Consider the following 13,878-nt stretch of genomic DNA (forward strand, 5'->3'; position numbering starts at 1 on the left):
AGGTGCGCTCGCCGAAGATCACCGGGTACCGCAGCCCGGCGCGCCGGTCACATCGCACCGCGTGGCGGCACCCCACGGACTTTCCGTAACGTCTGCACCATGACGATTGGTCAACGGACCCGGGCGGTCCGGCGTACGGCCGCGACCGCGCTCCTCTCGATCACGGTGCTCACGATCGCCGGATGCGCCCGGTTCGACGACTCCGCGTCCTCGCCGTTCACCCCGGAACCGACGTTCGGCTCCGGCGCCGAGGTCCAACCGAAGGAGCCGTCCGCGGCGCCGTCGACCGCGCCCGAACCGTCCGTGCCGGACGATCCGTGCTTCGACCGCGATCCCAACGTCGTCGCGACCTGCCTGGACACCACGGGCGGGATGGTGATGCTCCCCGACGGCGGTTCCGCGCTCGTCACCGAGCGCCGCACCGGACGCATCCTGCGGGTGGCGCCGGGCCAGAAGCCCGCCGAGTTCGCGAGGGTCCCGGTCGATTCCGGGTCGGACGGTGGGCTGCTCGACATCGCGCTGTCGCCCACCTTCGCCGAGGACAACCTGCTCTACGCGTACATCACGACGCCGAGCGACAACCGGGTGGTGCGGATCGCGCCCGGTGATGCGCCCAAGGACGTGCTGACCGGCATTCCGCGCGGCGCCGCCGGAAACGCGGGCGCGTTGGCCTTCTCGACGCCGAGCGAGCTGATGGTCCTCACCGGCGACGCCGGGAACCCTGCTGCCGCTGCCGATCCCGCGTCGCTCGCCGGGAAGCTGTTGCGCGTCACCGCGCTGTCGTCGACGCCCAACCCGCCTCGACCGGCGGTGGTGCTCTCCGGGATCGGGCGGGCCGGCGACGTCTGCCCGGAACCTGGCGGTGCCGTCTGGGTGGCCGACCGCACGGTCGTGGAGGACCGACTGCAGCGCGTCGGTGCCGACGGCACCGTCGGCGCGCCCGCCTGGACGTGGCCGGACAAGCCCGGCGTCGCGGGCTGTGCGGCGATCCCGGGCGCGGTAGCGGTGGCGCTGAACGACGCTCGGGCGATGGCGGTTTTCGCGACCGACCGCGAGACCGGTGGCGTCTCGACGGCACCGGCGCTGCTGGCACAGAACCTCTACGGCCGCCTCGGTGGAACCGCGATCAGCGGTGACGGACAGATCTGGGCAGCGACGGTCAACAAGTCGGGTGGCACCCCCGGACCCACCGACGACCGGGTGGTCAAGCTCCCGTTGCCGTCGGGTGCCGGCGGCGTCGACTGACGCTCACGCCGGAAGCTGGTCGCGCGGCTCGCTCGGGGTCTTGGTGCCGAGCGCGCTTGCGAGCAGCGGCAGCACCAGGACCGTGATGGCGCCGGCGGCCACGAGGATCGATGCGGTCCCGTTGGACATCTGACCGGCGGAGACCGCGACACCCGTGACCGCGACGATGAGCGGCAGACCGGTGGTCGAGTACAGCGCCACCTGGAGTTGCTCGCGGGTGTCGAAGTTCGCGCCGGCCGGTCCGCGGTCGTAGCGCGACGCGACGAACACGGGCAGACCCCGGACCACCAGGAGCAGGACGAGGAAGGCCAGCAGTACCAGGGGTTCGCCGGCCACCGCGGAGACGTCGATCGCCATCCCGGAGGTGACGAAGAAGATCGGGATGAGCAGGCCGAAGGCAAGACCCTCGAGCTTGTGTTCGAGCTGTTCGTTGCCGCCCGGCACGGTGCGCCGCAGGATGAAGCCCGCGGCGAAGGCACCCAGGATGATGTCGAGATCGAAGACGGCGGCCACCGCGATGAGCGCCACCAGCAACAGCATCACCAGTCGCACGGTCGTCTGGGCGGTGGTGTCGGATCCGCGCCGGATCACGGCCAGCAGCGCGGTGCCCTCGCGGAGGATGCGGGCCGGCAGCACCGCGACGACGACCGCGACCAGGGCGAAGAAGGCCAGCACGACCAGCGACAGCACCGCCCCGCGCGCCCCCAGCAGCACCGCCATCGCCAGGACCGGGCCGATCTCACCGATCGCGCCGTGATTGAGAACCGAGCGCCCGACCGGGGTCGCGAGGAGACCCCGGTCCTTGAGGATCGGCAGCAGCGTGCCCAGCGCGGTCGAGGTGAGCGCGATCGCGACGGCGATCTCCGAATGCACCAGGCCCGCGGCCGAGAGGGCACCGACGATCGCGAACGCGAGCGCGAGGCACACCAGCCAGGTCACCAGGGCGCGGCGACCGCCGCGCCCGGTCAGCTCGTCCTTGTCGATCTCGTATCCGGCGAGCAGGAACAGCATGCCGAGCCCGAGTTCACGCAGCAGTTCGATCTCGGTGTCGACGTTCGCCAGATCCAGCGCGTACGGACCGATGACGATGCCGCCCACGAGGAGCAGCACCACCTCGGGAATCAGCTTGCGCCGCAACGATCCCGCGATGAGCGGCGCGATCGCCGCCGCGACCGTGATCCAGAACAGCGATGTGGCAACGGCGGCGTCCATGGCCCGCTACGTTAGCTGCACGCGGCGAGCACGAGCTCCTTGACACGCGCGGGATCGGCCTGACCACGGGTGGCCTTCATGACGTCGCCGACGATCTTGCCCGCGGCGGCGACCTTGCCGCTGCGGATCTTCTCGGCGATGTCGGGATTGGCGGCCAGCGCCTCGTCGACCGCGGCCTGCAGCTTGGTGTCGTCGCGCTCGACGACGAGCCCGCGCGCCTCGACGATCTGCTCGGGCTCGCCCTCGCCGTCGAGCACGAAGTCCACGACCTGGCGGGCGACCTTGTTGTTGAGCTTGCCGCTGTCGACGAGCTCGACCACCTTGGCGACCTGAACGGGGTTGATCGGCAGTTCGGCGAGCTCGACACCGCGCGTGTTGGCCTGCTGCGCGAGGTAGGACACCCACCAGGACCGCGCCGCGTCGGCCGACGCGCCGGCCTCGGTCGTCGCGATCACCAGTTCGAGGGCGCCGGCGTTGACGAGGTCGCGCATGACCTCGTCGGACACTCCCCACTGCTCCTGGATGCGGGCGCGACGGATCCACGGCAGCTCGGGCAGCGTTTCGCGCAGTTCCTCGACCCACTCGGTGCTCGGGGCGACCGGCTCGAGATCCGGCTCCGGGAAGTAGCGGTAGTCCTCGGCGGTCTCCTTGCGGCGACCGGCGGACGTGGTGCCGTCGGCCTCCTGGAAGTGCCGGGTCTCCTGAATGACCTCGCCGCCGGAGACCAGCACCGCGCCCTGGCGGCGCATCTCGTAGCGGACGGCCGTCTCGACGCTCTTGAGCGAGTTGACGTTCTTGGTCTCGGTGCGGGTGCCGAACTCCTTCGCGCCGATCGGCATCAGCGAGACGTTGGCGTCGCAGCGCAGCGAGCCCTGGTCCATGCGGACGTCGGAGACGTCGAGGGCCTTGAGTAGATCGCGCAGCGCGGTCACGTAGGCGCGGGCGACCTCGGGGGCACGCTCACCGGCACCGGTGATGGGCTTGGTGACGATCTCGACGAGCGGCACGCCGGCCCGGTTGTAGTCGAGCAGCGAGTGGCTGGCGCCGTGGATACGACCGGTCGCGCCGCCGACGTGCAGCGACTTGCCGGTGTCCTCCTCCATGTGGGCGCGCTCGATGTCGACCCGCCACGTGGTGCCGTCGTCGAGCACCACGTCGAGGTAGCCCTCGGTCGCGATGGGCTCGTCGTACTGCGAGATCTGGTAGTTCTTCGGCTGGTCCGGGTAGAAGTAGTTCTTCCGCGCGAACCGGCCCCACGGGGTGATCGAGCAGTTCAGCGCCAGGCCGATGCGGATCGCCGACTCGACGGCGGCCTGGTTGACCACCGGCAGCGCGCCCGGCATTCCGAGGCACACCGGGCACACCTGGGTGTTGGGCTCGGCGCCGAACGCCGTCGGGCACGGGCAGAACATCTTGGTGGCGGTGTGCAACTCGACGTGCACTTCCATGCCCAGTACGGGCTCGAACTTCGCGAGGACGGCGTCATAGTCGAGAAGGTCAGCGGACACGGCGGCAGTCATGCCCATGAGTTTATGCGCCTCGTCACCCGAAGAACGCGGCCGCCTCCCGGTAACGATCCACCGGCACGGTCTTGAGTCGCTTGGTCGCCTCCGACAGCGGCACCAGGTCGATCTCGGTGCCGTGCAGAGCCACCATCTGACCGAACTGTCCGCTGTGCGCGGCATCCGTGGCGTGCACCCCGAATCGGGTGGCCAGGACCCGATCGTACGGCGTGGGCGTGCCGCCGCGCTGGACGTGCCCGAGCACCGTGGTGCGGACCTCCTTCCCGATCCGCCGTTCGATCTCGACGGCGAGTTGCTGCGCGACGCCGGTGAAGATCTTGTGCCCGAACTCGTCGATCCCGCCTTCGCGCAGCGTCATGGATTCCGGGTCGGGGGCCGCGCCCTCGGCGACGACGCAGATGAAGTGCGAGTCGCCGCGCTGGAACCGCTTCTTGACCATCGCGCACACCTCGTCGACGTCGAAGGGCTGCTCGGGGACGAGGATCAGGTGCGCTCCCGACGCCATCCCGGACTGCAGCGCGATCCAGCCCGCGTGCCGGCCCATCACCTCGACGAGCATGACGCGCTGGTGCGACTCCGCGGTGGTGTGCAGACGGTCGATCGCGTCGGTCGCGATCGTGAGAGCGGTGTCGAATCCGAAGGTGACGTCCGTGCAGTCGATGTCGTTGTCGATGGTCTTGGGGACCCCGACGATGGGAACCCCGCTGTCGGCGAGCCAACTGCCGGCCGTCAGCGTGCCCTCTCCCCCGATCGGGATGAGGACCTCGATGCCGTTGTCGTCGAGTGTCTGCTTGATCCGGTCGAGCCCGTCGTGCAGCTTCTGCGGGTTGACCCGCGCGGTGCCGAGGATCGTGCCGCCGCGCGCGAGAATGCGGTCGATGCGGTCCTCGTTGCGCATCTGGACCTTGCGGTCTTCGAGAAGTCCGCGCCAGCCGTCCTGGAAGCCGACGACGGTGCTGCCGTAGCGGCCGTCCGCGGTTCGCACGACGGCGCGGATCACGGCGTTGAGACCGGGACAGTCGCCGCCTCCGGTCAGGATTCCGATGCGCATCACGGCCCCCTCGACGTTCGGGTAGCAGAGCGGTCCCCTCTCATCTTGCCGCTCCCGTGCCGATCGGGCACGCCGACTCGATCAGCCGGGCGTGACGAGGCCCGATTCGTAGGCGAGCACCACGGCCTGGGCCCGGTCGCGCAACGCCAGCTTCGACAGCACCTTGCCCACGTGCGTCTTGACGGTCTGCTCCGCGACGAACAGGCGTTCGGCGATCTCGGTGTTCGACAGCCCCGCCGCGATCAACTCGAGCACCTCGCGCTCGCGCGGGGTGAGGGACCCGAGCTGCGGGTGACGCGGGCGCGGGGCCGACCGGCGCCGGGTGACGTCGGCGATGAGCCGTCGGGTCACGCTGGGCGCGAGCAACGCCTCGCCCTCCGCGACGACCCGCACCGCGCGGATCAGTTCCTCGGCGGGCGCGTCCTTGAGCATGAAGCCGCTCGCACCGATCCCGAGCGCCTCGTACACGTACTCGTCGATGTCGAACGTGGTGAGCATCAGCACCCGCACCGGCGGATCCATTGCGGCGGAGAGAATTTCACGTGCCGCGTCGAGGCCGTTGAGCTCCGGCATCCGGACGTCCATCAGCACGACGTCGGGGCGCAGCCGCTTGACCTCGGAGACGGCGACCCGGCCGTTCGGGGCGTCGCCGATCACGCTGATGTCGGGCTGGGCGGCCAGCAGCGCCCCGAAGCCCTGCCGCACCATCGCCTGATCGTCCGCAATGAAGACCGTGATCGCCACCCGGACAGCCTAGGCGAGCGCCGCGACCGGGATGTGGGCCCGGACCTCGAAGCCGCCGTCGGGCAGCGTTCGGGTGTCGAGGGTGCCTCCGACCGCCGCGGCGCGCTCGCGCATGCCGCCGATGCCGCTGCCGCCCGACGACTCCGGCCGCGGCGGCGCACCCACCGCGACGACGGCGGGGCCGTTGATCACCTCGAGGGACACGGCGGGCGGGCCGTAGTCGAGCGTCACGGTCACGGGCGCGCCCGGGCAGTGCCGCGCCGCGTTCGCGAGCGACTCCTGCAGGATCCGGTACACCGTCAGCCCCGACAACTCCGACAGCGACGCCGGATCGCCGGTCACGTTCCACGACAACGCGATCCCCGCACGACGACTGCCGTCGAGCAACTCCTCGACCTGTCCGACGCCGGGCTGCGGCGCCCGCTCGAGCGCCTCGGCGTCGCTGCGGAGCACCCCGAGCAGCCCGCGGATCTCGTTGAGCGCCTCGCGTGCGGTCGCCCCGATCGACTCGAACTCGGCCTTCGCCTCGTCGGACACCGAGGAGAGCCGGTACGGGGCACTCTGCGCCTGCACGACGACCATCGACATGTGATGCGCGACGACGTCGTGCAGGTCCCGGGCGATGCGCGCCTTCTCCTCGAGGATCGCGCGGCGCGCCCGTTCGAGTTCGCCGGCCTCCTCCTCGGCGGCGAGTTGCCGGCGCGAGAGCACCAGCCAGCGGATCAGCAGCCCGAAGACGACCATCGCGGTCAACCCGACGGCCCACCCCCGCCCGTCCTGTCCCGGGGTATCGGCCAGGAACAGCAGCACCGTCGAGATCCAGGCCACCACCACGGTCGGCGGCCCGGCGGTGAGGCTGACCGCCAGCAGCAACGACATGATCACGATGATGTGCACGACCTGCCACGGGTAGGTGTACCCGGAGTCGGGGACGAGATCGAAGACCCAGGGGATCACGAGCGCCGAGACCGCCGAGACCGCCCATCCCAGAGCCGGATTGGCCCGGATCAGGATGAACGGCCACGCGGCGAGCGCCGCGATGATCGGCTGCATCGAATACGAGACCTGGTGCGTGAGGTGCAGCGTCGGCCACGCCACCGCGTACAGCGTCACGGTGACCAGACCGATGAGGATGTTCACCCCGTGCCCACGCATCCGCCTCGTCGTGCCACGGACCACTCGCTTTCCACTCACGGGTTCGACTCTAGGAACCGAGGTCTCGTCCGGCGTCATACCTGAGGGTGAGATCGGGCTGGCTCCCCGGTACGACACGACCGCCGCCGACCCCTCGCCGGAGCCGCCCCGATTCCACTCCGCGGAGTGATGTCGCAGCGTACGAGCCATTTCTAGCGTCATTTGTCATGGATGCGAGAAGATGGACCGGCACGGTCCTCGCCGGCGCCGCGATCGTGACAGTGACCCTGGCCGCCCCGCAGGCGGACGCGGGCACACCCGTCCGGGAGGACTCGGTCGCTGCGCGCGCGGTGACGGAACTGACCACGAGCGAAGGCGCCCCGGACGCATCCGCCGTGCCGGACGACTTCGCGGCCGTCATCGGCTACCGACCGCGCATCGAAGACGGACTGCTGGTGAATCCGAACGGCGCGTGCTCGTCACCGGTGCCCCTGCCCACCGAGTTCGACACCCCCTGCAAGGCACACGATCTCGGCTACGACCTATTGCGCTACGCACACCTGACCGGCGGCGACCTGGGCGGGTGGGCACGCAGCGCGCTCGACTCCCAACTCGACCGTCGGATGCACGAGGCGTGCGAGGCCCGGGAACGGGACCGCACATCCTGTTTCGCGATGGCGAACACCGCGACGACCGCCGTGTCCGTCAACTCGATGCGGCAGGGGTACGGCGTGCCGGTCGACGAGCCCTGGATCCGGTACACCGTCGGCGCGACCCTCGCCGCGCTGGGCCTGCTGGCCGTGGCGGCGGTGGTCCGCCGGGTCGGGCGCATCCGGTGGGCGGTGCCGGCATGAGCGCGATCCCGAGCACCGGAGTCCGGGCGCGTCATCTCTCGTTGGCGGGTGTGCTCCCCCGAGTCGGGACGTCCGTGGCGGTCTCGGGCGGGACCGTCGTGTCGCTGGCGCCGTCACTGCTCCCCCGCTCGGCGGCCGTCCAAGGGGTGCTGACCGGAATCCTCGTCGCGGCACTGTGGGGGTCGGCGGCCCTGATCGGCCGGTTGCGGCCGCGCACCCGGCAGGGCACGACGGCGCGAGTCGTCGCGCTCGTCGCGGCAGGCGCCGCCGCCGTCTGGGCGGTGGCCTGCGCCGACCGCTGGCAGAACTCGCTCCGCGCGGCGATGGCCCTGCCCTCGGTCGGCGCGGCGCACTGGGCCCAGGTCGGTCTCTGGGCCGCGGCGGTGTGTCTCGGGTCGGCGGGGATCGTGCGTGGGCTCGCGGCGGCGGCGCGCCGACTGGGCCCCACACGGTCGACGGCCCTCGCCGTCGCCGTCGCCGCGCTCGCCTGGTTCGCCGCGGCCCCCGGTGTGACTTCGGCTGCCGCGCAGCACTTCCGGTCCACGAGTGCCGTCGTCGACCCGGACCTCACTGCGAGTGACCATGATTCGCTCGTCCCGTGGACGACGCTGGGCGCCGAGGGACGCCGGTTCGTCGCCGGCACATCGGATCCTCGCAGCATCCGCACGTACGTGGGACTCGACTCCGCGCCGGACGTCGACGCCCGCGCCGCCCTCGCGGTGCGGGAACTCGACCGCGCGGGCGGGTTCGCCCGGGGCCACGTGGTGGTGGCCGTCCCGACCGGATCGGGATGGATCGACGGCGAGGCGGCGCGCGGCATCGAACGCAGGTTCGGCGGCGATGTCGCGATCGTCGGGCAGCAGTACTCGTACGCCCCCAGTTGGGTCACCTTCCTGGTCGGCCGCACCGACGCGCGGGAATCGGCCCGGGCACTGTTCGCGGCCGTGTCGGCGCGCGTCGCCACGCTGCCGCCACAGGAGCGCCCGATGGTGCACGTGTACGGGCAGAGCCTGGGCTCGGTCGGTGGCAGCGCGATCCTCGACGACGCCGCCACCGGGACCTCCGTCTGCAGCGTGCTGTGGGCCGGACCCCCGGCGGGGGCCGTGCACGTCGCCGATGCGGCGGTGCTCGCCAACAGCTCCGATCCGGTGGTGTGGTGGTCGCCCGCCCTGCTGACCGGCGCCCCCGACCTGACCCGAGCCCGGGTCGATGCACCGGTGCCGCAATGGATTCCGTTCGTGAGTTTCGTCCAGACCACCGTCGACCTCGCGTTCTCGCTGGATGCCCCGGCCGGCCACGGCCATCGGTACGGAGCCGACCAGGGCCTGCTGATGCCCGGCTGCTGAGCGATACCCGGCGACGCGCGGGCGCGGCGCCTACCGTGGAGCCATGAGCCGAAACACGGAGACGGACGCGGCGCGCGAGGTCCTGCGGGACAACTTCGAACGCATCCGCGAACTGGTCGTCTCGGTCACCGACGGACTGACGCCCGAGATGTCCGACTATCGCCCAGGCCCGCAGGCGAATTCGATCGCCTGGCTGATCTGGCATCTCACCCGAGTGCAGGACGATCACGTGAGCGATGCCGCCGACGTCGAGCAGGCGTGGACCTCACGCGGGTGGCAGGATCGGTTCGACTTCCCGTTCCCCACCGCGGACGTCGGGTACGGGCACAGCAGCACCGACGTCGGCGCCGTGCACGCGGATGCGCAGTTGCTCGCCGACTACCACGGCGACGTGCACCTGGCGACCCTCGAATACATCGACGAACTCACCCCCGACGAGTTGCAGCGCATCGTGGACCGCCGGTGGGATCCGCCGGTCACCGTATCGGTGCGCCTCGTCAGCGTGATCGGTGACTGTCTCCAGCATCTGGGGCAGGCCGCGTACGTGCGAGGGCTGTACGAGGCCCGGTGACGCGGTAGTCGCGGCGGTCGGGTCGTCGGGTGCGCCGCCGGTACGCGGTGACGGTGCCGGGCCAGTTGGTGGTGATCCGGCCCGACGCGGTGCGGTACCAACTGCTGCACAGGCTCCAGACCGAGTCGTCGAGCCGGCGCTGGGTGCGGTCGTCGAACCGGCGCTCGACGCCGGCGTCGACCTCGACGGCACAGCCGGGTTGCTCGACGAGCCACCCGACGAGGCCGGCGATGTGTCGGGCCTGTGATTCGAGCATGTACACGATCGATCCCGAACCGAGGTTGGTGTTGGGGCCGTACAGCATGAAGAAGTTGGGGAATCCGGCCGTGGTGATCCCGAGGTAGGCCCGGGCCCCGTCCGACCAAGCGTCACCCAGGCTCCGGCCGCCGCGGCCCCGCACGGTCATCGGGGCGAGGAAGTCCGTTGCGGCGAAACCGGTTCCGTAGACGATGACGTCGGCCGGGTGGAGGATTCCGTCGGAGGTCCGCACGCCGTCGGGTTCGATGCGGTCGATGCCGTCGACGACGAGGTCGACGTTGTCCCGGGTGAGGGCCGGGTAGTAGTCGTCGGACAGGAGCATCCGCTTGCAGCCCGGCTCGTAGTCGGGTGTCAGCGCCGCCCGCATCGCCGGATCGGCGACCTGATTCTCCAGGTGCCGCCTGGCCAGCGCACCCGCGAAACCACCGCGCTGCCTGGTGTGGAGCAGGCCGACCGTGAGTATCTCGAAGATCCCCCAGGTGATGAAGCGTTCGCCGCGCAAGGTCGCCGGCACCGACCGGAAGATCCGGTGGTGCCAGTCGTGGTAGACGCGGTCGGGCTTCGGGAGGATCCACGGCGCCGAGCGCTGGAACAGCGTCAGCCGGCCCACCTCCGGGACGATCGCCGGCACGAACTGGATCGCGCTGGCGCCGGTGCCGATCACCGCGACCCGCTTGCCCGCGAGGTCGACGTCGTGGTTCCACTCGGCGGAGTGGAAGGCCGGACCGGCGAACGTCTCCCGGCCGGTGATGTCGGGCAGCGCGGGCCGCGACAACTGCCCCACCGCGGTGACCAGGACGTCGGACTCGATCACCTCACCGTGGGCGGTGTGCACCGACCACCGGTTGGTGTGCTCGTCGAATTCCGCCTCGGTGACCGTGACCCCGAACCGGATCAGCGCGCGCAGGTGGTGCCGGTCGGTGATGCCCCGGAGGTACGCGAGGATGTCGGGCTGTTCCGAGAACCTGCGCGACCATTCGGGATTGGGCTCGGACGAGATCGAGTACAGCGGGGACGGCACGTCGCACGCCGCACCGGGATACGTGTTGTCGCGCCACACGCCGCCGACGTCGGCGCCCTGCTCGAGGATGGTGATGTCGGTGTGTCCGGCGCGGCGCAGTTCGAGCGCCATCGTGATCCCACCGAACCCGGCGCCGATGATCGTGATCGACGGCTGTCCCACCCGGTCCTCCTCGCGCGCGTTCGCTTGGTCCCCGTGTCACTTCCCGATGCCACGCAGCCTAGTCCCGCCGAACGCGCGACAGCCCGGATCCGATGTCCGGATCCGGGCTGTCGATACTCGCGCCCTAGGCGACGGGCGAGGCGATCGGTCCGCGCGCGGCCTCGTAGGCGGCGCCCACACGGTACAGGCGCTCGTCCGCCAGGGCCGGGGCCATGATCTGCAGGCCGACGGGCAGGCCGTCGTCCGCGGACACACCCGACGGCACCGACATCGCGCAGTGGCCGGCCAGGTTGGTCGGCAGTGTGCACAGGTCGGACAGGTACATCGCCAGCGGGTCGTTCACCTTCTCGCCCAGCTTCCACGGCGTGAACGGACTCGTCGGCGAGACCAGGACGTCGACCTTCTCGTACGCGGCGTCGAAGTCGCGCGCGATCAGCGTGCGGACCTTGAGCGCCGAGCCGTAGTAGGCGTCGTAGTAGCCCGACGAGAGCGCGTAGGTGCCGATCATGATGCGGCGCTTGACTTCCTTACCGAAGCCGGCGGCACGGGTCGCGGCCATGACCTGCTCGGCGCTCATGTTGCCGTCGTCGACCCTCAGGCCGTAGCGCATCGCGTCGAAACGGGCGAGGTTCGAGGACACCTCACTCGGCAGGATCAGGTAGTACGCGGCGAGCGCGTGCAGGAAGTTCGGGCAGGACACCTCGACGACCTCGGCACCGAGGGCCGTGAGCTGCTCGACGGCGGCGTCGAAGGACGCGATGACGCCCGGCTGGTAGCTGTCCGAGCGCAGTTCCTTGACGACGCCGACGCGCACGCCCTTCAGGTCGCCCGACGCGCCCTGCCGGGCCGCCTCGACGACCGGGCGGACCGGCTCGTTCACCGACGTCGAGTCGCGCGGGTCGTAGCCGGCGATGACCTCGTGCAGCAGCGCCGTGTCGAGCACGGTGCGACCGCACGGGCCGCCCTGGTCGAGCGACGACGCGCACGCGACCAGACCGAAGCGCGAGACCGTGCCGTAGGTGGGCTTGGTGCCCACGGTCGCGGTGACCGCGGCGGGCTGGCGGATCGAGCCGCCGGTGTCGGTGCCGATCGCGAGCGGCGCCTCGTACGACGCGAGCGCGGCCGCGGAGCCGCCGCCCGAGCCGCCCGGAATGCGCGTGGTGTCCCACGGATTACGGGTGGGGCCGTACGCGGAGTTCTCGGTGGACGAGCCCATCGCGAACTCGTCCATGTTGGTCTTGCCGAGGATCGGGATGCCGGCCTCGCGCAGCTTGGTGGTGAGCGTCGCGTCGTAGGGCGACACCCAGTTCTCGAGGATCTTCGACGCGCACGTGGTCGGCATGTCGGTGGTCGTGAAGACGTCCTTGAGCGCGATCGGCACGCCCGCGAGCGCCGACACCGGCTTCTCGCCGGCAGCGATCGCGGAGTCGACCTCCTTGGCGGCGACCAGAGCTTGCTCGCCCGCGACATGTAGGAACGCGTGCAGTTCGCCGTCGACCTTCCCGATCCGGTCGAGGTGCGCCTGCGTGACCTCCACCGAGGAGACCTCGCGGGAATGGATCCTCGACGCCAGATCGGAGGCGTCGAGGCGGGTCAGATCGGTGCTCATTCGCCCTCTCCCAGGATCTGCGGAACGGCGAACCGATCCTCTTCGACGGCCGGGGCGCCCGACAGCGCCTGCTCCGGCGTGAGGCCCGGGACGATGACGTCCGGCCGGGTCACGTTCGAGATCGGGTTGGGGTTCGCGGTGGGCGGGACATCATCTGCCGCGACCTCCGACACCGCCTTCACGTGGCTGAGAATCGAATCCAGCTGACCGGCGAACTCGTCGAGTTCGGCGTCGGTCAGGGCGAGCCGGGACAGCCGGGCGAGGTGGGCGACCTCGTCACGGGAGATGGCAGGCACCTTCGGTGACCCCTTTCAGGTCGGAGTGAACGTTCCCGACCAGCCTAGAGCGTGCCCGGATCGGTCGTGCAGCCCGTCACCCCAGCGGGCGCAGACCGGGAGTGAAAAGATGGAGGAGGCGGGGGCCCGCACCGTGTCCCTTCTTCGGCATCGAACCCGAGGCTTCGAACGACTGGAAAGGTCACCCGTGTCCTACCTGCTCCGCGTCCAGCTTCCCGACCGGCCCGGCAGCCTCGGCGCACTCGCCGTCGCGCTCGGCTCCGTGGGCGCCGACATCCTGTCGTTGGACGTCGTCGAGCGCGGCTCGGGATTCGCCGTGGACGACCTGGTGGTCGACGTCGCGGCCGGTTCGCTGCCCGACACCCTGATCACCGCGGCCGAGAAGCTGACCGACGTGCAGGTCGACTCGATCCGCCCCTATTCCGGCATCCTCGACACCCATCGCGAACTCGAACTCATCGACCACGTCGCGACGGCGCGCTCCGACCGGCTCCAGGTGTTGGTCGACAACGCGCCGCGCGTGCTGCGGGTGGGCTGGTGCACGGTGATGGACGTCGGCGCCCACGGCGCCTTCCGGGTGGTCGGCAGCCCCGGCGCACCGGAGACCCACGCCGGCGACGCGCCGTGGATGCCGCTGAAGAAGGCCACCGTCCTCGACGGCGACGGGGACTGGGTGCCGCAGACGTGGCGCGACATGGACACCACCCTCGCCGCGGCACCCCTCGGCACCACCGGCCGGGCCCTGCTGCTGGGCCGGCCCGGCGGCCCCGACTTCCGCCCCTCGGAGGTGGCGCGGCTCGGCTACCTCACCGGCATCCTCGCCACCGTCCTCGGGTAACGGCCTGACGGCCG

13 protein-coding genes are annotated in these 13,878 nt (G+C 70.8%); 5 read left to right on the forward strand and 8 right to left on the reverse strand.

The window, feature by feature from the left end; genetic code table 11:
- Positions 1 to 99: 99 nt before the first annotated feature.
- Complete coding sequence (locus EGT67_RS01930) at positions 100 to 1,245, forward strand: PQQ-dependent sugar dehydrogenase (protein ID WP_127914337.1); 1,146 nt, start codon at positions 100 to 102, stop codon at positions 1,243 to 1,245.
- Between the two features lie 3 nt (positions 1,246 to 1,248).
- On the opposite strand, the gene EGT67_RS01935 is transcribed toward EGT67_RS01930, so the two are convergent.
- The 5 genes from EGT67_RS01935 to EGT67_RS01955 all read right to left on the reverse strand — a co-directional run bounded on the left by EGT67_RS01935 (position 1,249) and on the right by EGT67_RS01955 (position 7,008).
- Entirely contained in the window at positions 1,249 to 2,457 is a 1,209-nt protein-coding gene (locus EGT67_RS01935) for a cation:proton antiporter (RefSeq protein ID WP_127914338.1), read from the reverse strand.
- Positions 2,458 to 2,468: 11 nt separating this feature from the next.
- Positions 2,469 to 3,977 (reverse strand): Asp-tRNA(Asn)/Glu-tRNA(Gln) amidotransferase subunit GatB, encoded by a 1,509-nt coding sequence (gatB, locus tag EGT67_RS01940; RefSeq protein WP_127914339.1) that lies wholly within the window; start codon positions 3,975 to 3,977, stop codon positions 2,469 to 2,471.
- Between the two features lie 22 nt (positions 3,978 to 3,999).
- Positions 4,000 to 5,031 carry an ATP-dependent 6-phosphofructokinase gene (locus tag EGT67_RS01945; protein WP_127914340.1) on the reverse strand — a complete coding sequence of 344 codons (1,032 nt, stop codon included), beginning with the start codon at positions 5,029 to 5,031 and terminating at the stop codon, positions 4,000 to 4,002.
- Between the two features lie 81 nt (positions 5,032 to 5,112).
- Positions 5,113 to 5,775 (reverse strand): response regulator, encoded by a 663-nt coding sequence (locus EGT67_RS01950; protein WP_127914341.1) that lies wholly within the window; start codon positions 5,773 to 5,775, stop codon positions 5,113 to 5,115.
- Between the two features lie 9 nt (positions 5,776 to 5,784).
- Positions 5,785 to 7,008, reverse strand: a complete 1,224-nt coding sequence (locus EGT67_RS01955) for a sensor histidine kinase (RefSeq protein WP_421958070.1) — start codon at positions 7,006 to 7,008, stop codon at positions 5,785 to 5,787.
- A gap of 128 nt (positions 7,009 to 7,136) precedes the next feature.
- Here EGT67_RS01955 and EGT67_RS01960 point away from each other — a divergent pair, with 128 nt between their 5' ends.
- From EGT67_RS01960 to EGT67_RS01970, 3 genes are read left to right on the forward strand one after another with little or no spacing between them, the layout of a single operon-like run.
- Positions 7,137 to 7,763 carry a hypothetical protein gene (locus tag EGT67_RS01960; protein ID WP_127914342.1) on the forward strand — a complete coding sequence of 209 codons (627 nt, stop codon included), beginning with the start codon at positions 7,137 to 7,139 and terminating at the stop codon, positions 7,761 to 7,763.
- Positions 7,760 to 9,109, forward strand: a complete 1,350-nt coding sequence (locus EGT67_RS01965; protein ID WP_127914343.1) for an alpha/beta-hydrolase family protein — start codon at positions 7,760 to 7,762, stop codon at positions 9,107 to 9,109. Before EGT67_RS01960 ends, EGT67_RS01965 begins: the two co-directional genes overlap by 4 nt.
- 43 nt (positions 9,110 to 9,152) lie before the next feature.
- Positions 9,153 to 9,680 (forward strand): mycothiol transferase, encoded by a 528-nt coding sequence (locus tag EGT67_RS01970; protein WP_127914344.1) that lies wholly within the window; start codon positions 9,153 to 9,155, stop codon positions 9,678 to 9,680.
- Here EGT67_RS01970 and EGT67_RS01975 read toward each other — a convergent pair.
- The 3 genes from EGT67_RS01975 to gatC all read right to left on the reverse strand — a co-directional run bounded on the left by EGT67_RS01975 (position 9,607) and on the right by gatC (position 13,026).
- Positions 9,607 to 11,121 carry a flavin-containing monooxygenase gene (locus tag EGT67_RS01975; RefSeq protein ID WP_127914345.1) on the reverse strand — a complete coding sequence of 505 codons (1,515 nt, stop codon included), beginning with the start codon at positions 11,119 to 11,121 and terminating at the stop codon, positions 9,607 to 9,609. The two genes, EGT67_RS01970 and EGT67_RS01975, sit on opposite strands and share 74 nt — an antisense overlap.
- A 124-nt stretch (positions 11,122 to 11,245) precedes the next feature.
- Positions 11,246 to 12,730 (reverse strand): Asp-tRNA(Asn)/Glu-tRNA(Gln) amidotransferase subunit GatA, encoded by a 1,485-nt coding sequence (gene gatA, locus EGT67_RS01980; RefSeq protein WP_127914346.1) that lies wholly within the window; start codon positions 12,728 to 12,730, stop codon positions 11,246 to 11,248.
- Entirely contained in the window at positions 12,727 to 13,026 is a 300-nt protein-coding gene (gene gatC, locus EGT67_RS01985) for an Asp-tRNA(Asn)/Glu-tRNA(Gln) amidotransferase subunit GatC (protein ID WP_127914347.1), read from the reverse strand. Before gatC ends, gatA begins: the two co-directional genes overlap by 4 nt.
- Before the next feature lie 187 nt (positions 13,027 to 13,213).
- Between gatC and EGT67_RS01990 the strand changes: the two genes are divergently transcribed.
- Positions 13,214 to 13,864 carry an ACT domain-containing protein gene (locus EGT67_RS01990; protein WP_127914348.1) on the forward strand — a complete coding sequence of 217 codons (651 nt, stop codon included), beginning with the start codon at positions 13,214 to 13,216 and terminating at the stop codon, positions 13,862 to 13,864.
- Positions 13,865 to 13,878 lie beyond the last annotated feature (14 nt).

Source organism: Prescottella agglutinans (assembly GCF_004011865.1).
Classification (GTDB): domain Bacteria; phylum Actinomycetota; class Actinomycetes; order Mycobacteriales; family Mycobacteriaceae; genus Prescottella; species Prescottella agglutinans.

Excerpts from the sequence above, each read along its gene's own strand:
- EGT67_RS01945 (WP_127914340.1), bottom strand. The coding sequence starts at position 5,031 with ATGCGCATCGGAATCCTGACCGGAGGCGGCGACTGTCCCGGTCTCAAC.
- EGT67_RS01930 (WP_127914337.1), top strand. The coding sequence starts at position 100 with ATGACGATTGGTCAACGGACCCGGGCGGTCCGGCGTACGGCCGCGACC.
- EGT67_RS01960 (WP_127914342.1), top strand. The coding sequence starts at position 7,137 with ATGGATGCGAGAAGATGGACCGGCACGGTCCTCGCCGGCGCCGCGATC.
- EGT67_RS01955 (WP_421958070.1), bottom strand. The coding sequence starts at position 7,008 with ATGACGCCGGACGAGACCTCGGTTCCTAGAGTCGAACCCGTGAGTGGA.
- gatA (WP_127914346.1), bottom strand. The coding sequence starts at position 12,730 with ATGAGCACCGATCTGACCCGCCTCGACGCCTCCGATCTGGCGTCGAGG.
- gatB (WP_127914339.1), bottom strand. The coding sequence starts at position 3,977 with ATGACTGCCGCCGTGTCCGCTGACCTTCTCGACTATGACGCCGTCCTC.
- EGT67_RS01935 (WP_127914338.1), bottom strand. The coding sequence starts at position 2,457 with ATGGACGCCGCCGTTGCCACATCGCTGTTCTGGATCACGGTCGCGGCG.
- EGT67_RS01970 (WP_127914344.1), top strand. The coding sequence starts at position 9,153 with ATGAGCCGAAACACGGAGACGGACGCGGCGCGCGAGGTCCTGCGGGAC.
- EGT67_RS01965 (WP_127914343.1), top strand. The coding sequence starts at position 7,760 with ATGAGCGCGATCCCGAGCACCGGAGTCCGGGCGCGTCATCTCTCGTTG.